Here is a 17,800-nt window from a genome sequence, read left to right as displayed (position 1 = left end):
AGCGTTGCCACGCAGAATTGACCATTGACTTGTGAGCAACGTCCGGGCTAATTTTCAGGCCATGATTTCCATCGTATTGCGCTGCCAGCCAAGCATTATTACCGCCATTCCTCATTTGGCGGGTTAGCTCACGACTGCAGCACCCAACCCGCCCTAGAGGCGGGTTTTTACTTTCTGTCTCCGGGGTTCTGATCAAAACGTCAGGAGACGACCATGCCGCACAGCCCCGACCAGCAAGCCTTGCTTGAGCAATACGTGAAAAAGATCCTTGCCGCGCCGGTCTACGACATTGCCATACGCACGCCGTTGCAGGCCGCGCCGGCGTTGTCTGAAGCACTGGGCAACCGCATCCTGCTCAAGCGTGAAGACCTGCAACCGACGTTCTCCTTCAAGATCCGCGGCGCTTACAACAAACTGGTGCAGCTAAGCGACGAACAAAAGGCGCGCGGGGTGATCACCGCATCGGCCGGCAATCATGCCCAAGGTGTGGCGCTGGCGGCGCGGGAGTTAGGGATCGCTGCAATCATCGTCATGCCGTCGACAACGCCGGAGTTGAAAGTGCTGGGTGTGCGAAGTCGCGGCGCCGAAGCGCTGCTGCATGGCGAAAGCTTCCCGTTTGCCCTGGCCCATGCGCTGCAATTGGCCGAGCAGACCGGGCGTACCTTTGTTTCGCCCTTCGACGATCCGGAGGTGATTGCCGGGCAAGGCACCGTAGCGATGGAAATTCTCCGTCAGCATCAAGGCGCGCTGGACGCGATCTTCATCCCGGTAGGCGGTGGTGGTTTGATCGCCGGGATCGCCGCCTACGTCAAATACCTGCGCCCGCAAGTGCGCATTATTGGCGTCGAGTCCGAACATTCAGCGTGCCTGAAAGCGGCCATGCACGCCGGAGAGCGGGTTGTATTGCCCAATGTCGGTACTTTCGCCGACGGTGTGGCCGTGGCGCAGATCGGTGAGTATGGGTTTGAGGTGTGCCGCTTTTGCGTGGATGAGGTGCTCACGGTCAGCAACGACGACCTCTGTGCGGCAATCAAGAATATCTACGACGATACCCGCTCGATCACCGAACCTTCCGGTGCATTGGCGGTGGCCGGGATCAAACAGTACGTGGCGCGAAGCGGTGTGCGGGATCAGACCTTCGTGGCGATCGACTCGGGTGCCAACATCAACTTCGACAGCCTGCGCCACGTCGCCGAGCGCGCCGCTGCATGCGGCGTTCCGGCGTAAGCGCTCAAGCCAGCAAGGGGCGCAGAAAGCTGCGCTCGTAGCTGACGATGAACTTCTTCTCGAGCAGTGATTGCACCAGCGCGCTGCTTTGCGGATCAGTCAGGGTGATATGCCGGTAGCTTTCGTAATCCGCCAGCGACGGAAAACTGAACAGGCAGTAAGCGATATTGCTCGCACCCTCTGACGGCAGGAAGTAGCCGTGATGGGTACCGCCCAGTCGCTCGACAATGCCGAGCCAAGCCTTGGCGTAGGCCTCGAACTCCGTCAATTGGTAAGGATCGATCACGTATCTGACGTGGCAGGTAATCACAGATGTCGCTCCTTGCTCAGGTCATTCCTGAATGGCAGTGCCGACTTTGTCCGAAGCCGACCAGATGCGATAGCGCACTTCGACGTCCGAGGGCGCATAAACCACGACCGGCAGTTTACTGTTGTAACGCAGCAGGAAGCCGTCACCGACGACGGGCACGAACGCGCGTTTCTTCGGGATCCCGGCAGGGCAGGCCATCATCGTGCTCATCGGACCGCTGACCTTTTCCAGTCGATAGAACGGGTAGCCCCAGCCTTCGAGGTTTTTCTCGGCAAGCACGCCGCCCAGGTGTTGGCGATTGCAGTCCACTTCAAGGGTTTTACCCGCGAGGATTTCGACCTGAAAGTTCTCTTCCTGATCCTGCTTGGGCAGATGAATGACCTGGCGGGTGAAGCCGGTTTCTGCCTTGGGATACGGCGCCACATCTTCCAGTTTGGCGGCGTGAACAAACGTGGACAGACTGGCGATGATCAGGCCGGTGGTCGCGCAGGCGCGGAAAGAAACCATGGGAGCCTCCTTGCGGGTGTAGTGTGGTTGAGCGGCATTCTTACCCTCACGCGCGTCGAATGCAAACCGACGCCGAGTTGCAATTTGCAGGGCCTGGCAGGCCTTTTCTTGCATTTTGCAACTGGCCAAATACTGGCCTCGTCGCCAAGTGCTTGATTTTTATAGGGGCAAAACGATCCGATGAAAGGCACGTTTTATGCCTCTGTTTGGTGCGGCGCACCGGCTTCGGGCGCCTACACTCCAAGAGGCATTTCGCCGTACAACCGTTTGCCGCACCCAGGGAAATAGCGGGGATCCACCCGTGCAGGGGCAGTAAAAACGGTCAGCGTGAAGCGTTGATTGGCGGTTTCATTATTAAGGAGAGTTTCACCATGTTTCTGTCTGCCTTGGAACTACGCAATATCATTGAAAGCAGTTTTCTGCCGAAACGTTGCCAATGCACGCTGTCGCCGGAGTTGTCGATGACCGTCAAGGTCTTCGGCGATCACCAGACCGATCAGGTCGACCTGCTCGTCAGCGGCATCGATGCCAGCCACCTCAATGGCGCTCGCGCAATCAACGACCTCATTGCCGGATTGCGCTCGGATCTGGCGCAACAAGCGACGCCACATCATTACAGTCCTCGATCAAAAGCCGTTTAACGCACTGTTTCACCCAGTTCGACCGTCACGCGCCGGGCCTGCAAAAAACCAAGGCCCAGCGCGAACTCGACCAGCACCGCGAGCAGAATCCCGGGGCCGGCGTGGCCGTTCAACCATTCAGCAAAACCCAGCACCGCCAGACCAAAACACCCAACGATAAAACCGTTGCTCAGGGCATTACGCGCGAGTGACACCGGCGCTTTGCGCACCAGATAAAACATCACGCCCAACGCTGCAAACAGCACCGCGCTGCGCCGCGCGACAAATCCGGCACCTTCGGAGTACTCGATGCTCCAGATCGCCAGCAGGCTCTGCGGGAAAACGCCCCAGGCCAGCGCCAGCAAAAAACACAACGAACACGTGAAGCCCGACAACGTGCGAAACGACAACTGCATGGCGAATCCTTGCGGCAGTGGGGAGGGCTCCGAGCATAACCGCCGAAACTCCCCACGCCTACCGCAAACCCGCAAATCAGACGTTTCTGTCAGTTCTGGAAGTTGCATGCGTCAGACAATTTCCGGTAGCTGATTTCCTCAGGCTTACCGGCATTGTCGATGTACTTCATATCGGCCGTGACCACTTTGCACAGATGCGTTGGCGGCTCGGTCAACGACACCACTTTGGCCACATGCAGCGGCATGCCGTACTCATACGGCACGGCTTTGGAAGTGGCAGAGGTGTCATTGGCCTGGGCCAGCCCGGCAAACGCGGTGCAGGCGAGGGCGGCAGTGAGCAATAAAGGACAAATGTTCATGAAAGGACTCCCGAGTGGCGGTTCTAGAGTTCGGCGTGATGCACCCGAACCTGCCGCACTGGGCGACAGCCAAAACGGCTGAGGGCGTGCAGTTCAGTAGAGTTTTTGACCACGGCGTTAAGAGATGGTTAACCGAGCTGAACGCCGGCTGTCAGGGAGTGCGGCGGTTTTCTCAGGAACGTTTGGCGAATTCCTACAAAGGCTGGTGCCTTGTCTGCTTTCGGCGGCTGGAGCGGGACAGTTATTGTCGGTTGCCGCTGCAAAATCAGTGGTTCGGGTTTGGTCACCTGAGAAAAGTTCATTGCATATGTGCCATCATTTGCACCGTTCGGATTTCACGATCCGTGAAGTGCATTGCTGTGGCGGCTGTGTGCAGGACGCCTTCGGGCGAGCTGAGTTTGAACTGTTCTCGGTTGACCAAGCCTGTACACGGCCGCCTCCCACCGTTTGGTCACGGCTATGGCGGTTACCTTCTAATACAGTTGAGTAACTCAGAATGCCAATAATTAAAATGCTACAAAACCGCTATCTCCCCCTCAGCAGCAACGTCACCGAAACCCCGGCACTGCTCATCGACACCCAAGCCAACCCGAAAGACATCCTCGAAGCCGCCGTCCAGCGCATCCGCGCCGCCGCCGACCTGCTCGAAACCATGCATTGCCTGTGCTTCAAGCACGCCGACGTGCAGGACATCCCACACATTACCCATGCGCTTTACCTGCTGACGCAGGATGGCAATGACTTGCTCCAGGTCGCGCAGCAGCAAATGTTGAACTGGAAAGCGCCTGCTTGAGTTCACCCCTCAAAAAAGCCTACCGTCGAAAGAGGGCAGGCTGAGGGGCTGCGGCATTCGAAAAGCTCATTGTGGTTGCTGGCTGCGAGCGTATTCGACCAGATCCTTGGGGTAGATCATGTGGTCGATTTTGCTGTCGTCTATCCCGTATAGAAATGCAATAGCTCCAGCCTCTATAGCCCAGTAACCGACGTAGTTTCCATTTTCTCCCTGCAGATGTAAGTCGTACCATGGGGCTTGTTCAAATGCTGAATACCATTTGCAGCAGTATTGCTCTAGGCGCGAGGATGCTTCCTCTTTGCTTTCTGCGTAGATGGCCTGAACTAAAGGGGTATAGATATCGTGAAACCATTGGTCCACATCTTTTCTGTCGGGTAATAATTTAATTAGCAGGTCTTCAAATAAAGTATCACTGCCGACATAGCTCGCATCGTCCATTAGTTTTACAAAGCGCTTAAGAAGGTCGGTACGATGCAGTAACACACAGAAGCCTATAACTTGTACGCACTCTTCATATAGGTAGAGCCAGTCATCAATTGCGAGTGGTGATATTTCAGGAGTGTTTTCGAATATCGCAAGTTTTGCTTGTCTGGTCTCGTACTTGTCAATCAAGTCACTTAGGAGGGGAGGTAATGAAGTGATCTCTTCGTCCGCAGTATAAGCCGCCAAAAGCCGGTCAAGCGCGAACTTTTGCAAATGCCGAGAGCGAAGTGCTGCCTCTTCCTCAGGGGAGTCTGACTCAAAGGTGTTTGTTCCCAAGAAATCTATAACTTCGTCGTGCTCTCTCAGAAAGTTCTTGTAATGAGTCTCGCTGAAGAATTTTTGTCTATTTTTCATGCCTCTACACCTCCACTTGCTTTAGTCGGTTTGCGCCGGCGTAAACCAATTTCCTGTCATGACTACAGGGTAGGCCAGCATCTAAACGGGCGCCCTTGGATTATTAGAAAGTTGATGGTTTCTGGCATATTCGACCAAATCCTTAGGGTAGATCATGTGGTCTATTTTGCTGTCATCGATGCCGTATAAGTAAGCAATGGCACCCGCTTCGAAAGCCCAATATCCGACGTAACTGCCTTCCTCGCCGTCGTGGTGCGTGTCATGCCATGGCGCCTGCTCAAAGGCGGAATACCAGTTCTCGCAGTAATTGCTTAGAAAACTGGAAGCCTCATTCCTATCTTCAGCGTAAATGGCCTGTATCAGCGGCGTGGAAACATCGTGATACCACTGATCGATATCCGCCCGCTCAGGTAAAACCTTGATCAGCAAGTCTTCGTAAAGAGTGTCCGTGCCGGCATATCCTGCACTGTCGATTAAAAAGACAAAACGTTTTAGCAAATCAGTGCGGTGCAACAAGATGCACAAACTTATGACTTGCAGGCATTCTTCATATTCATCTGGCCAGTCATCAATAATCAGAGGAGTGATGTTAGGTATCTGTTCATAAGTGGCCTGATATTTTTGGAGTTCTTCATAACTGGCAATCAGCAATTTCAGAGGCTGAACCAGACTTTGTATGTCCTCTCCAGCGGTGTAGAGCATAAAGACGTGCTCCAAGTGGAGGTTTTTAAAATTCCTGGCTCGTAGAGACTTCTCTTGTTCAGGAGAGTCTGCTGTGAATAGTTTGTCCTTCCAGAATTCGAATTCTTCTTCGTAGTTTGTCAGGAAGTTTTCGTAATGTAATTCAGTAAGATATTTCTGCCGTATTTTCAAGTGTCATGTCCGTGACGAATATCGTAGTTTAGATTTAAGGCTTTTTGGCTTGCGATCTCGCGTACTCGACGAGATCCTTGGGGTAGACCATGTGATCAATTTTGCTGTCGTCAATGCCATACAGAAACGCTACAGCCCCAGCTTCCAGAGCCCAATAACCACAGTAACTCCCTTCGTCACCTTGTTTGTGCGAATCATGCCATGGAGCTTGCTTGAATGCCGGATACCAACTTTCGCAGTATCTTTTTAATAGATTTGAGGCTTCGTCTTTATCTTCTTCGTAGATGGCTAGGACGAGGGGGGTGTAGATGTCGTGTGCAAGATGGTTCTGAGACTATGTCCAAGTGTGTTTTTGCTCTTTTGCATTCTTCGCTCAGCGCCGGAAAATTAGCGCCGAGCGAACGGTAGAGCAGCTTATTCTTCGCCAGACCAATACCAGATCGTGTCGCCCCAAGCAGAATTATCAAACTTTGGCATGATTTCTCCTTGGTTGAAGTAACGGCGAGAATCCTTTTGAGCGGGAGTGAACCAAAAGCCTGACTTTATGCACGGTTTTCCCGCATCCACTCGAGATGTTTGTGAGGAGCTTGATGATTGATAGTTTCTAGCGTATTCGACTAGATCTTTAGGGTAGACCATATGACTGATCTTGCGATCATCTATTCCGTAAAGAAATGCGACAGCAGCGGCTTCGAAAGCCCAATACCCAACATAGTTTCCATCATCATCTTCTATGTCTAAGTGGCTATCATGCCAGTTGGTTTGTAGTTTTCCGAAAGCGGGGTACCATTCTTTACAGTATTCAAGTAGCAGGTCGCTCGCTTCGTTTTCGTCATCAGCGTAAATTGCTTTCACTAGCGGCGAATAAAGTTCGTGATACCATTCATCAAGATCTGACCGGCCAGGAAGAATTTTGCGCAGAAGATCTTCGTATAAAGTATCTTCGTGTGCATATCCTGCGCGATCAATTAAGTTAACAAAGCGGATAAGCAAATCTGTTTGATGCAGCAATATACACAGGCTGATAACTTGGACGCACTCTTCGTATTGCTCAGGCCAATCATCTATTGCTAATGGTGAAATGTCAGGTTCGCCGTCTTCCAAAGCTAAAGCATTCTGATAGATTTCATAGCAAGTTATAAGCTTTTCTAGCCTTGGGAGTAGTGTTTCTATTGGTTCCCCTGCGGTATAGCTTATCAGTAGTGCATTGAATGCAGATTCTTTAAAGTGGCCTGTGCGAAGAGCCTTTTCCTGCGCAGGGTTATCTGCCTGCATGGTTTCATTTTTCCAGCGGGATTCTGTTTCGTCATAAAGTTTTATGGATTTTTGATAGTAAGAGTCGAAAATGAATTTTTGGCGTCTGTTCATGCTGGTATTCTAGCCTCTTCTTTTAATACGTCCAAATTCCCATATTTTTTTCGTAATGAGGCTAATCGTTTATTAACGGCCTCTCTTACTTCTTCCTCGCCATAATGAAACCCGTCGTGATCGCGGTGAGTTTCTTCATGTGAATTTGCCAGCTGAGCGTCGGCATGCGCTTTGGGGCTGAGGCTCTTATGATAAAGAGGAGTAAAAAATAAGTGGCGACTATAGGACTTCATGATGCTTTCTCGTAGTTCAATATTTTTTATCGCCAATGGTAGCTTTGATGTTATCCATGCGCGACTCATCTGAACTATGTGCTTCTTTGACTTTTCATCTGTTTTTTTATTTTTTTTGCCACTCGGAGTGTTCTTGTCGTTAGTAGCTTTCGCATTGTCACTTGAGGTTTTTCCGCCTGATTTACCTCCGGCTTTTCCGCCAGCTTTTCCACCTGCCTTTTGTTTAGCGGGTTTATTCTGATCTGCGTCATCCGTAATCGGTTCGAGAAGTTCAGAAGGATCCAGAACCCCGGAAAGTCCTAGCTTGGAAGCAATTTTTGGTTTTGAACCCTCAATTTTTTGAAGAAACTTAGGCGCGTCTTCCCGCTTGCTAGCTTTCGCTTCAACTATAGCGAATTTTTTATTATTGTTTGTACTTGGATTCGCTCGCCAGATGGAGTCGATTCCGGTTCCATTTGCCCCATCTGTAAGTTTGTATAGAACATGTCTAGCTTTGGGGTTGCCACCTTTTGACAACTTTCCAAGCGTATCGCCGTTCGGTTTCCCGTCCAGCCATTTGCCTTCTGAACCTTTATCATGACCGTCCCACTTTTTTCCCCAGCCAAATTTCTCTGCGCATATATAGTCTGCGATGTGCTCTCCGCACACACCTAAGCCCTCGTTGAGGATGTCTGCGGTGGCAACGGCTAGCTTCGTGTTAGCAGGCTGGTTAGAGTGAGCGGAACTTGGACCGTCTTTGCCATTTTTTGCTACGGTCGCGTCCTTGCCAGCAGGTTTTTCTACCCTCTTGGGGTGGGTAGATCCTGAAGATAATGCGGAACTATTGCGTTGCATCCCTTTCCATTTTGTTAAGCGCCTTTCCACAATGCCGATCATTTCTGGCATGTTGTCGCGAGCGGTCGCGAGTACGGTGACAACTGCGGATTGAGTCCAGTTGGGCAGGCTTTGGAAAGCTGAAGAACCTTTTACTGCGCTAATGATGTCGTCAAGCTCACCTCGGAGCTTCGACGCGTTGAATACTTCTTTTAGCAACTCCTCCGGACTTGTTTTGATACCACACTCTTGTAATACAAAACGCAACAAATCAAATAGAACCGGGGCATAACGCTGAGGATCTTTATTGACTATGCGCATGCTTTTTTTCAGACCATCACCTGGTCCAGGAATCCAGCCGATAACTGCAAGGAGCAAATCAAATTTTGCTTCATCTTTACCGTCTGCAGTTTCCGCATTGTAGAGGACGATAGAGGACTCTACTGTGTCGTACGCGTCGATCGCTTGACCTAGAAAGGGTACGGCTCCTAAGGCAATACCCTTCGCAAGTTCGACTGCTGCCTCTTTATAAGCTGCTGTACGGTCTTCAGTTTGCGCTTCTTCACTCATGTCAGCCTCCCTGCGGCTTTCTCCACTAGTGCTTGTAAATCAACGTTGTCTGGATCGAGTCCAAGTTTTCGGATGTCCTCATTGACCTTTGCATCGCTACTTTGGACGATTTTCACTGGTTCGCGATCAAAAGGCCGCGGATCTTCGCCGTAATAGACTTTGGCCGGTCCTTTCGGCACGTCTTCCAACCGGGCGAAGCCGTCATCGTCCAGCACGCCTTCGCGGGTCGAGCCATCGGCGAAATCAACGCGATAAGACGCGCCCGGCACCGGTTCCAGATTGTCGTAGTGCAAATTCAACTCAAGCCACGTCGGGTTGGCCTTGGCTTTTTCCATCAGCCTTCCGGCGATGTCTGCCGCTGCCAACCCCGGAATCAACGGCACCAAAATCCCGATCCCGGTGCCCACGCCAGGCGCGCCGCCGGTATTGACCTTCACTTCAGCGCCGCTGATGGTCACGCCGCCGGCGTCGACCTTGACGAAACTGCCGCCAGCCTTGGCGGTGAGTTCCATGCCGGCGTCTACCACGACCTTGTCGCCGGCGTGGTAGTGGATTTCGCTGCCGGCTTCGACGAATTGAGCGGTGCCGATTTTTACGTGCTGGGTCACGCCGACGGTCAGGTGCTCGTCGGCGCGCATTTCGCTGATGCGGTCCAGATGGGTGATGCGGTGTTCTTCAACCTTGAATTCGCTCAGCGTATTGGCTTCAACGGTGTCATGCCGTTCATTGCCGACGCGAATCTTCTGGTCGTGCTCGATGTTTTCGTCCCAGTCGCGTTGGGCGTGGATGTAGATCTGCTCGACGCCTTTTTTGTCTTCGATACGGAATTCGTTGTAGCCCTTGCCGCCCGGTGAACTCAGGGTCTTGAAGGTGCTGCGGGTTTTGTTTGCCGGCAGGTCGTAGGGGACGACGTTTTCCTTGTGGTACAGGCAACCGGTGACGAGTGGCTGGTCGGGATCGCCTTCGAGGAAGGTGACGAGGACTTCCATGCCGATGCGCGGGATGGCGATGCCGCCGTACGCGGCGCCGGCCCAGCCGCTGGCGACGCGCATCCAGGAGGTTGTTTTATCGTCGGCCTGGCCGTCGCGGTCCCAGCGAAATTGCACCTTGATGCGGCCGTATTGATCGCAGTGAATTTCTTCGCCGGACGGGCCGGTAACGATGGCGGTCTGGCTGCCGAGGATTTTCGGTTTCGGGTGTTCGAGGGCAGGGCGGTAGTGCGCGTCCCACGGGGTGGCGAGGAAGCTGTTGCGGTAGCCCTGGTGGAAATCGCTTTTGTTGTCGGTGACGTCGCTGGTGACGTTTTCACCGAGCACTTGCGGTTGTTTGCCTTCGTGGAAGACTTCGAGCAGCAACCACATATCGTTCCACTCGGCGCGCGGGTGTTCGGCGAGGGTGAGGAAGTGGCCGCTGGTGAGGGTCGGTTCGTCACCTTTGCCTTCGGCGAGTGTGTAGTCGCTGCGATGGCGTTCCAGTGCGCGGGTCGAGAGGTGCTTGCCGCGCTCGCGGGTAGTGAAGCGGCCGGGGTAATCGTAGTCTTCGAGGTCCGGGGCGAAGGGGCTGGTTGCCGTGCCTTCGGGGAGGATCTGCGGCTTTTCGAAGTCGTAGTCGCGGCGGCTGACGCGAGTGGTGCGGGTTTCCAGGCGCAGGTTGAAGCGCTTGATCACCGGTTTGTCAGCGCTCATGCCGGAGTCTTGCTGGTAGCTCACGGCTTTAAGTTTGCGAAACACCGTCTGGTCGTCGCCGAACACCAGTTTGTGGCCGCTACTGCTGTGCTGGAAGTGGAAGTGAATGCCTTCCTCTTCGCACAGGCGCTGGATGAAGTGCAGGTCTGATTCGTCGTACTGCACGCAGTAGTCACGCTCGGGGTACTCGGCGCCGAGCTGGAAGCTGTAGGCGTTGGCGAGGATGCCGCGATCTTCCAGCACCTGAGCGATGATCTTCGGCACTGTGAGTTGCTGAAAGATCTGCTGGTCGTGGTTGTGGCGCAGGTAGGCCAGTTGCGGCACCAGACTGATGCTGTATCGGGTCAGAGTTTTGCCGGAATCGCCTTGCTCGATGCGATACACCAGGCCATGAATCTTGCCTTCGCCGGTGGCGCCAAAGGTCAGCACACCGGGCTTGTGCAGCAGCTCTTCGAGCTTCAGATCGGGGCGGGCGCTGACCAGTTCGAGGTCGAAACGGAACGGTTCGTTGAGGGCTTCGCGACCGATGAAGCTGAGGACTTGCAGGTCGGCGTTGGCGCCTTCAAGCGTGAGGGTGATGTGGGTTGCGTTGGCGTCCAGCATGCCTAGAGTTCCGTCCGTTGAATAAGCAGGTGACGGATGATGTCGGATTAGGCTGACTCGTTCAAGGCGCAAATGCCGTAGTGAGGGGCTTGGCAGCGTATGGGGGAAACCCTTAGTTGGGCCATTTGGCCTAATGAAATCGGGCGTTTTAGCCGATATGCCCGCGACGGTTACGCGTATTCAACTGACCGGGCGCATGAGAATTACCAGTCAGTTTCAGACTAGAGTTGCCTGTAGCACGTCAAAGCCATCGGCCATCAACCATGTTCAACGGTGCAATGCTGACGTCCAACGACGTGAAAGATCTGACCCTCGTGGTGTCGCGACGGGACAAGTACACCGCGCGTGTTAAAGGCCGATGTACGTCTGATCAAAAGTGCCGACAGCGGCGCCGAAAGAGTCGGTTCCATCGACGGCCACACGCTCAGTGGCGGTTGGCCGCGCATGAACGACGACAACTCGATGCCTTACTTCGATGGCAGCAACCCGTATCTGGTCAACTGTGTGCAGGTCAACGACTTACCGCACCCGATACGAGAAGTTTGCCTGGGATGTGGATGAGACCCGGTTGATGGTGAGTTACAACTTTTGGGTGTTGTGAACCTCAGATTTGTAGTGTTTGATCCGGCGTTTTCGTGAGCAAGCCCCCACCCACAGGTTTCTCGGGTGTTCATAAACAGAGATCCTTGTGGGAGCGGGCTTGCTCGCGAAGGCGTTGTTACAGCCAATGCCAGAATCGGCTCCAGAACCCGCGATTCAAGTCCTCCTTGCAGCCGGCATATTGCTGGGCATACACATTCGAACGACTTTGCACCTTGCCCGCCGTGGCCATCAACCACGCCTTGCTGGCATAGGTTTTCTGCCGATAGCCACCCCAGCCTTCGTGGTAGTTGAGGTACTGGCCGTAGGCGTCGTATTTGTATACGCCGTTGATCGACGTGGTCTTGTCCATGTACCAGCCAACAAAATCGATAGCGTCATCAAAGTCCTCACGGTCGGCCCAGTTGCGGCCGGTGCTTTTCTGGTAGTCGGACCAGACTTCATCCTTGGCCTGGGCGTAGCCCGAGGCGGTCGACACCCGGCCCCACGGGATTACCCAGAGCAGGTATTTGCGCGGGGTCTTGGCGTCGTAGCGGTAGCCGGATTCCTGATACATGATGGCGAAGGGCACCTGGATCGGCACGCCCCAGCGTTTTTGCGTGACTTGCGCTGCGTCGTACCAATCACTTTTCTCGCGGAAGATCTCGCAGATGTTTTCTGGCGAACGGGGCGGCGAGGTGCCGCAACCCGTCAATAACGCCGCGAGTATCAGTAGTCCAATCGTCTGCCCTGAATTCAAAAGCCGTTATCCCGTCTTGCGCGTAAAAAGGGCGACAGTCTACGCGCTCAGCTCAATTGGTGACGATAGGGCAAATCCGGACCGGTCTTGCTGCACGTCAGCGCCGCCGCTTGCACGGCAAACTTGAGCATCGCGTCAATCTGCTCGCGCGCAAGCTGTTGCACGCCGTCCACCGAATCCAGGCCTTGTTCGGTCAACCAAGTAATCAGCGCGGCCTGGAAGGTATCGCCGGCGCCAACGGTATCGGCGATCTTTACCGAACTGGCCGGCACCGACCATGCACCATGGACGCGGCTGAAGGCCGTCGCGCCGTCACCGCCCCGGGTCAGGAATACCACTTGGCAGCGATGCTCCAGCCAGCCTTCGATGACGCGCTGCGGGTCCTGCCCGGGGTACAGCAGGCTCAAGTCTTCATCGCTGACTTTGATCAGATCCGCCAGTTGCACCAGTGTGGCGATGCGTGCGCGCCACAGATCGATATTCGGCTCGGGATTGAGGCGCACGTTGGGGTCGAGCGTGATCAGGCGTTTGCCGCTTTCGCGCTGGACCAGGGCGAGCAGGGTGTCGGCAATCGGCTGCACCACCAGTGAGAACGAACCGACATGCAGGCCGCGCACCTCGGGGCCCAACGTCGGCAGGTGCGTCAGGCTCAGTTGCCGATCCGCGCAGCCTTCACCGCGAAAGCTGTAATGCGGCGAGCCATTGGCTCCGACGGCGACCATCGCCAGGGTGGTCGGCGCGGCGAAGTCCACCAGATAGTCCGGTCGCACACCTTCCTCCTGCAACACTTGCTGCAAGCGGCGGCCGAGGTAGTCGGTGGACAGTCCGCCAAACAAGGCCGAATCCACGCCCAAGCGGCGCAAGCCGACGGCGACGTTGAACGGCGAGCCGCCGGCAATCGCCTTGAAATTCACTTTCGAGGCCAGACCGCTGGCATCGTTTTCGCTGAAGAAATCAAACAGGGCTTCGCCACACACCAAATACATAATTGTTAGCTCTTTATAGGATTGCGACATGTTGTTGATAGCGTTCATAGGCCTGCTGGAACGCTGTGACGTTGGTGGCAATCGGCAGGGTTTCACTGCTCAGGTCAAGCTTCACGCAGCGCTCGCACAGGTCGGCAAGTGTGTCTTCGTGGCCGTTCGACCATGATTTGCACCACGCCGCTTGAACCGCCGCGCCAAGGGCGGCGGCTTCGCTTTGTTCAGTGCAGATCACCGGGGTGTTCATGATGTCGGCGACGATCTGCCGCCACACGGCGCTTTTCGAGCCACCGCCGATCAGGCAAATGCTGCGGCTTTGTAAACCATTGTGCCGGAGCAAATCCAGTCCATAGCGCAGGCCGAACGTGGTGCCTTCGACGGCAGCGCGGCACAGATTGGCCTGGGTCAGGTTATCCAGCGTCAAGCCGTGCAGGCTGCCGGTGGCATGGGGCAGGGCGGGGACGCGTTCGCCGTTGAGGAACGGCAGCATGCTCACGCCCTCGGCGCCGATGGGCGCTTGCGCGACGAACTCGTTGAACTGATCGAGATCGAGGTCGAACAACTCACGGATGGCGCCGGTGGCGTTGGTCAGGTTCATGGTGCAGATCAGCGGCAACCAGCCACCGCTGGAGGAACAGAAGGTAGCGACCGAGGCATCCGGACTGACTTTCGGCACGTCGGCATAGGCATACACCGTACCGGAGGAACCCAGGCTCATGGTGATGGCGCCGGGCTGAATGTTGGCGGTGCCGATGGCGCCCATCATGTTGTCACCGCCGCCGCTGGAGATCAGTGCGTTGGGGTTCAGGCCCAGTTGTTCGGCGATGGCTGGGAGGAGGGTCCCCACCGCTTCGTGTGCGTCGATCAACTCCGGCAGCGCTGCTTGCAGGCGTCCGCTGGCGTCGATGTCGCGCAGCAGTTGCAAGTCCCACTGGCGGGTGCGTACGTTGAAATAACCGGTGCCCGAGGCGTCGCCGTATTCGCTGCACGCGCGGCCGGTAAGCCAGTAATTGAGGTAGTCGTGGGGCAGCAGAATTCGCGATATGCGCGCAAATACCGCCGGATGCTGTTCTTTGGTCCAAAGCAGTTTCGACACGGTGTAGCCCGGCGCGATGATCACGCCGAGGCGTTCCAGAGAGCCTTTCTCGCCGCCCAGATGGGTGAGCAGTCGATCATTTTCGGCGCTGCTTTCGGTGTCGCACCAGAGTTTGGCCGGGCGCAACACTTCGCCTTGATCGTCGAGCAATACCAAACCGTGTTGCTGGCCTGACACGCCAATGCCGAGAATCGACTGACCGTCGACATTCGCCGCCAAGAGTGCGCGGCGGGTGGCGAGGGCGAAGGCTTGCAGCCATTGCTGCGTGTCTTGCTCGCGGCGACCGTTGGCGCCGCTGATCATCGTGTGTGCGGCGGCGCCCTGGCCGAGGACTTGGCCGCTGGTGGCATCCAGGATGATTGCTTTGGTGCCTTGGGTGCCGCAGTCGATGCCCAGGAAGCGTTGTCGGGTTGTCACAGGAATGTCCTCAGGGTCTCAGGTCTACCAGCAGGCTCGCCCCCACAAGGGTGCGCATTTCAAAATGTGGGAGCGGGCTTGCTCGCGAGGGCGTCAGTCGTCTCACCGCTCGATTCAGGCCAGCACCCGTTCCAATGTTCGCGAAACACCCACTTCGCGCAAACTCTCGCAGCACCACTCGAACGCCGCGACAAACGCCGCCGAACGCGGGATCGCCGTGCCAAAAATCTCCTCGACCGCTAATAATCGCTGAGAGATCAACGCATCGTCCGCCACCAGCCCCTGACAAAACGCCGCGCGCGGATCTGGTATCGAATAGGTGTCGCCGTTCTCATCCATGCCTTTCAAATACAGGGCCCACGCAGCAACGACCAAGGCTGCGCGTTTGGTGTCCTGGCCATCAGCAATCAACCGATTGATCGTCGGAATCGTGAACTTGGGAAACTTCGACGACCCGTCCGAACACACCCGTTCAAGCTGATCGGCAATCGCCTGATTGGAGAACCGCGCTACCAGTGTGTCCTTGTATTCGCTCAGATCAATGCCGGGCACTGGCGCCAGTTGCGGCGTGACATCCTGATCCATGTAAGCGCGCATGTACCGCACGAACAGCGGGTCTTTCATGGTCTCGTGGACAAAGCGATAACCCTTCAAAAAGCCCAGATAAGTCAGCGCCAGATGGCTGCCATTGAGCAGTTTGATCTTCATTTCTTCGTACGGCGAAACGTCGTCGGTGAACTGCACACCGACCTTTTCCCAGGCCGGACGGCCGTTGACGAACCTGTCTTCCAGCACCCACTGCACAAACGGCTCGCAAACCACCGGCCAGGCATCGTCCACGCCGTGCTTGTCCGCCAGTTGCAGGCGATGCGCGGTGCTGGTCATCGGCGTGATGCGGTCAACCATGGCGTTGGGGAAACTGACGTTCTGCTCGATCCAGTCGCGCAGCACGGGGTCGCGCAACATGGCGAACGTGAGCAACGCTTTGCGGGTGACGGCGCCGTTGTGGGGCAGGTTATCGCAGGACATGATCGTGAACGCCGCCGTGCCGGCGCCACGGCGTTTCTCCAGCGCTGCGCAAAGGAAACCGAAGACGGTTTTCGGGGCTTGAGGGTGTGCCAGATCGTATTGAATCTGCGGCAAGTGCGCCATGAACTCACCGTTGCTGTCGTCGATGCAATAGCCACCTTCGGTGATGGTCAGCGAGACGATGCGGATCTGCGGATCGGCGAGTTTTTCGATGAGGGCCTGAGCACCGTCCTCGGCCAACAGCATGTCGCTGATCGCACCGATCACACGGACTTCGGTGTCGTCGCTATCGCCGAGTTCGAACAGCGTGAACAGGTAATCCTGCTCCTTGAGATCATCGCGGGCGCGGCGGTCTTCGTCGCGCAGGCCAACGCCGCAAATCGCCCAGTCCAGCGCTTCGCCGGTGTTCATCAGCGCGTCGGTGTAATACGCCTGATGCGCGCGATGAAATCCACCGACGCCAATGTGAGCAATGCCCTGACGGGTGTCGCTGAGGTTGTAGGCGGGCAGTTTCACCTCAGGAGCGAGGCGGTTGAGGTTCTGTTCGTTCAGTTTCATCGGATAGTCTCGACAATCAGGCCGCAGCGCGTAGCGGACGGGTCAACGCCAGACCTTCGGCATCGAATAAGTGGCAGTGGGCGGCGTCCAGACACAAGTTCAGTTGCTCGCCATAACGGCTGGCCAGGTCTGCGCGTACACGCATGGTCAGGGCTTCGCCGGCATTGGTTTTGACGTGGCAGAACGTGTCGCTGCCCAAGCGCTCGCTGACGTCAGCGGTGACGTGCAGGGTGCAGTCGCCCGGTTGCGCCAGTTCCAGGTGTTCGGGGCGGATGCCGAGGGTCACGTCGCTGCCAACGCTCAGATGGGCGGCGTTGAAGGGCAGCGTGATACGCGTCCCCGCGTCCAGCGCCACTTCGCAGTGTTGTCCATCGACCCGGGCGATCTTGCCCTTGAGGAAACCCATCTTCGGCGTGCCGAGGAAACCGGCGACGAACAGGTTGGCGGGGTTGTGATACAGGTCCAGCGGAGAGCCCACTTGCTCGATCTTGCCACCATTCAGTACCACGACTTTGTCAGCCATGGTCATGGCTTCAACCTGATCGTGGGTGACGTAGATCATGGTCGCTTGCAAGTCTTTGTGCAGGCGCAGCAGTTCCAGGCGCATCTGCACCCGCAGGGCCGCGTCGAGGTTGGACAGTGGTTCATCGAAGAGGAAAATTTTCGGGTTGCGCACGATGGCGCGGCCAATCGCTACGCGCTGACGCTGACCACCGGAGAGTTGTTTCGGCTTGCGCTCCAGCAACGGCCCCAGCTCAAGGATGCGCGCCGCTTCGCCGACTTTTTTCGCGACTTCGGCTTTGGGCACGCCGGCCAGATCGAGGGCGAACGACATGTTCTTTTTCACCGTCATGTGCGGATACAGCGCGTAGGTCTGGAACACCATCGCCAGATCGCGTTTGGCCGGGCTGACTTCGGTGATGTCGCGGCCATCCAGTTCGATGGTGCCGCCACTGACTTCTTCAAGGCCGGCGATCAGACGCAGCAGGGTGGATTTGCCGCAACCGGACGGGCCGACGAAGACCACGAACTCTTTGTCGTTCACTTCCAGGTCGATGCCCTTGATGATGGAAAAACCTTCGAAGCCTTTTTGCAGATTCTTGATTTTCAGGTTGGCCATGGGGGCCTCCGCTTGAGTTATTTCAATTGCACCGGGCAAGCTTT

16 protein-coding genes and 3 pseudogenes are annotated in these 17,800 nt (G+C 55.8%); 4 read left to right on the top strand and 15 right to left on the bottom strand.

Going from position 1 to position 17,800, the window contains the following annotated elements:
- Positions 1 to 213: 213 nt before the first annotated feature.
- Positions 214 to 1,203, top strand: a pseudogene (gene ilvA / locus AACY11_RS09655) (threonine ammonia-lyase, biosynthetic); the annotation flags it as partial.
- Between the two features lie 28 nt (positions 1,204 to 1,231).
- Here the strand turns inward: ilvA and AACY11_RS09650 are convergent.
- The gene (locus tag AACY11_RS09650) at positions 1,232 to 1,537 is read right to left on the bottom strand and encodes an NIPSNAP family protein (RefSeq protein WP_339466513.1); all 306 of its coding nucleotides are present in this window, start codon (positions 1,535 to 1,537) and stop codon (positions 1,232 to 1,234) included.
- Between the two features lie 21 nt (positions 1,538 to 1,558).
- Positions 1,559 to 2,044 (bottom strand): serine protease inhibitor ecotin, encoded by a 486-nt coding sequence (gene eco, locus AACY11_RS09645; RefSeq protein WP_339466512.1) that lies wholly within the window; start codon positions 2,042 to 2,044, stop codon positions 1,559 to 1,561.
- Positions 2,045 to 2,415: 371 nt separating this feature from the next.
- Here eco and AACY11_RS09640 point away from each other — a divergent pair, with 371 nt between their 5' ends.
- A complete protein-coding gene (locus AACY11_RS09640) occupies positions 2,416 to 2,685 on the top strand; it encodes a DUF1652 domain-containing protein (protein WP_339466510.1) in 270 nt (89 codons plus the stop codon).
- Here AACY11_RS09640 and AACY11_RS09635 read toward each other — a convergent pair.
- Positions 2,682 to 3,080, bottom strand: a complete 399-nt coding sequence (locus AACY11_RS09635) for a hypothetical protein (protein ID WP_339466507.1) — start codon at positions 3,078 to 3,080, stop codon at positions 2,682 to 2,684. The genes AACY11_RS09640 and AACY11_RS09635 overlap by 4 nt on opposite strands.
- Before the next feature lie 89 nt (positions 3,081 to 3,169).
- Complete coding sequence (locus AACY11_RS09630; protein WP_339466506.1) at positions 3,170 to 3,439, bottom strand: DUF2790 domain-containing protein; 270 nt, start codon at positions 3,437 to 3,439, stop codon at positions 3,170 to 3,172.
- Positions 3,440 to 3,935: 496 nt separating this feature from the next.
- Between AACY11_RS09630 and AACY11_RS09625 the strand changes: the two genes are divergently transcribed.
- Positions 3,936 to 4,232 (top strand): hypothetical protein, encoded by a 297-nt coding sequence (locus AACY11_RS09625; protein ID WP_339466505.1) that lies wholly within the window; start codon positions 3,936 to 3,938, stop codon positions 4,230 to 4,232.
- A 66-nt stretch (positions 4,233 to 4,298) separates the two neighbouring features.
- On the opposite strand, the gene AACY11_RS09620 is transcribed toward AACY11_RS09625, so the two are convergent.
- The 6 genes and pseudogenes from AACY11_RS09620 to tssI all read right to left on the bottom strand — a co-directional run bounded on the left by AACY11_RS09620 (position 4,299) and on the right by tssI (position 11,214).
- The gene (locus AACY11_RS09620) at positions 4,299 to 5,069 is read right to left on the bottom strand and encodes a PoNe immunity protein domain-containing protein (protein ID WP_339494539.1); all 771 of its coding nucleotides are present in this window, start codon (positions 5,067 to 5,069) and stop codon (positions 4,299 to 4,301) included.
- An 81-nt stretch (positions 5,070 to 5,150) separates the two neighbouring features.
- Positions 5,151 to 5,942, bottom strand: a complete 792-nt coding sequence (locus AACY11_RS09615; protein WP_339494538.1) for a PoNe immunity protein domain-containing protein — start codon at positions 5,940 to 5,942, stop codon at positions 5,151 to 5,153.
- A 34-nt stretch (positions 5,943 to 5,976) separates the two neighbouring features.
- A pseudogene (locus AACY11_RS09610) lies at positions 5,977 to 6,258 on the bottom strand (PoNe immunity protein domain-containing protein); the annotation flags it as partial.
- A 98-nt stretch (positions 6,259 to 6,356) separates the two neighbouring features.
- Entirely contained in the window at positions 6,357 to 7,310 is a 954-nt protein-coding gene (locus tag AACY11_RS09605) for a PoNe immunity protein domain-containing protein (protein WP_339494537.1), read from the bottom strand.
- Positions 7,307 to 8,926, bottom strand: coding sequence for a hypothetical protein (locus AACY11_RS09600; protein WP_339464305.1), 1,620 nt, complete (start codon positions 8,924 to 8,926; stop codon positions 7,307 to 7,309). The genes AACY11_RS09605 and AACY11_RS09600 overlap by 4 nt, the downstream gene beginning before the upstream one ends.
- Entirely contained in the window at positions 8,923 to 11,214 is a 2,292-nt protein-coding gene (gene tssI, locus AACY11_RS09595) for a type VI secretion system Vgr family protein (protein ID WP_339494536.1), read from the bottom strand. Before tssI ends, AACY11_RS09600 begins: the two co-directional genes overlap by 4 nt.
- A 260-nt stretch (positions 11,215 to 11,474) precedes the next feature.
- Between tssI and AACY11_RS09590 the strand changes: the two are divergent.
- A pseudogene (locus tag AACY11_RS09590) lies at positions 11,475 to 11,815 on the top strand (hypothetical protein); the annotation flags it as partial.
- 117 nt (positions 11,816 to 11,932) lie between these two features.
- On the opposite strand, the gene AACY11_RS09585 reads toward AACY11_RS09590, so the two are convergent.
- From AACY11_RS09585 to AACY11_RS09565, 5 genes are all read right to left on the bottom strand, one after another.
- Positions 11,933 to 12,553 (bottom strand): transglycosylase SLT domain-containing protein, encoded by a 621-nt coding sequence (locus AACY11_RS09585; RefSeq protein WP_221729789.1) that lies wholly within the window; start codon positions 12,551 to 12,553, stop codon positions 11,933 to 11,935.
- 47 nt (positions 12,554 to 12,600) lie between these two features.
- Complete coding sequence (locus AACY11_RS09580) at positions 12,601 to 13,539, bottom strand: carbohydrate kinase family protein (protein ID WP_339494535.1); 939 nt, start codon at positions 13,537 to 13,539, stop codon at positions 12,601 to 12,603.
- 13 nt (positions 13,540 to 13,552) lie between these two features.
- The gene (gene xylB / locus AACY11_RS09575) at positions 13,553 to 15,049 is read right to left on the bottom strand and encodes a xylulokinase (protein WP_339494534.1); all 1,497 of its coding nucleotides are present in this window, start codon (positions 15,047 to 15,049) and stop codon (positions 13,553 to 13,555) included.
- 114 nt (positions 15,050 to 15,163) lie between these two features.
- Entirely contained in the window at positions 15,164 to 16,636 is a 1,473-nt protein-coding gene (locus tag AACY11_RS09570; protein WP_339494532.1) for a mannitol dehydrogenase family protein, read from the bottom strand.
- A 16-nt stretch (positions 16,637 to 16,652) separates the two neighbouring features.
- On the bottom strand, positions 16,653 to 17,756 hold the full coding sequence (locus AACY11_RS09565) for an ABC transporter ATP-binding protein (protein WP_339464300.1): 1,104 nt from the start codon (positions 17,754 to 17,756) through the stop codon (positions 16,653 to 16,655).
- Positions 17,757 to 17,800: the final 44 nt, after the last annotated feature.

This window comes from Pseudomonas sp. RA_105y_Pfl2_P56 (assembly GCF_963970845.1).
In the GTDB taxonomy this organism is placed as follows: Bacteria; Pseudomonadota; Gammaproteobacteria; order Pseudomonadales; family Pseudomonadaceae; genus Aquipseudomonas; species Aquipseudomonas baetica_A.
Note: the sequence above shows the minus strand (reverse complement) of the source record. Positions and strands in the feature narration are given on the sequence as shown.

Coding starts and splice junctions, on each gene's coding strand:
- AACY11_RS09630 (WP_339466506.1), bottom strand. CDS start 3,439: ATGAACATTTGTCCTTTATTGCTCACTGCCGCCCTCGCCTGCACCGCG.
- AACY11_RS09570 (WP_339494532.1), bottom strand. CDS start 16,636: ATGAAACTGAACGAACAGAACCTCAACCGCCTCGCTCCTGAGGTGAAA.
- eco (WP_339466512.1), bottom strand. CDS start 2,044: ATGGTTTCTTTCCGCGCCTGCGCGACCACCGGCCTGATCATCGCCAGT.
- AACY11_RS09620 (WP_339494539.1), bottom strand. CDS start 5,069: ATGAAAAATAGACAAAAATTCTTCAGCGAGACTCATTACAAGAACTTT.
- AACY11_RS09640 (WP_339466510.1), top strand. CDS start 2,416: ATGTTTCTGTCTGCCTTGGAACTACGCAATATCATTGAAAGCAGTTTT.
- AACY11_RS09605 (WP_339494537.1), bottom strand. CDS start 7,310: ATGAACAGACGCCAAAAATTCATTTTCGACTCTTACTATCAAAAATCC.
- tssI (WP_339494536.1), bottom strand. CDS start 11,214: ATGCTGGACGCCAACGCAACCCACATCACCCTCACGCTTGAAGGCGCC.
- AACY11_RS09580 (WP_339494535.1), bottom strand. CDS start 13,539: ATGTATTTGGTGTGTGGCGAAGCCCTGTTTGATTTCTTCAGCGAAAAC.
- AACY11_RS09625 (WP_339466505.1), top strand. CDS start 3,936: ATGCCAATAATTAAAATGCTACAAAACCGCTATCTCCCCCTCAGCAGC.
- AACY11_RS09600 (WP_339464305.1), bottom strand. CDS start 8,926: ATGAGTGAAGAAGCGCAAACTGAAGACCGTACAGCAGCTTATAAAGAG.
- AACY11_RS09565 (WP_339464300.1), bottom strand. CDS start 17,756: ATGGCCAACCTGAAAATCAAGAATCTGCAAAAAGGCTTCGAAGGTTTT.
- AACY11_RS09635 (WP_339466507.1), bottom strand. CDS start 3,080: ATGCAGTTGTCGTTTCGCACGTTGTCGGGCTTCACGTGTTCGTTGTGT.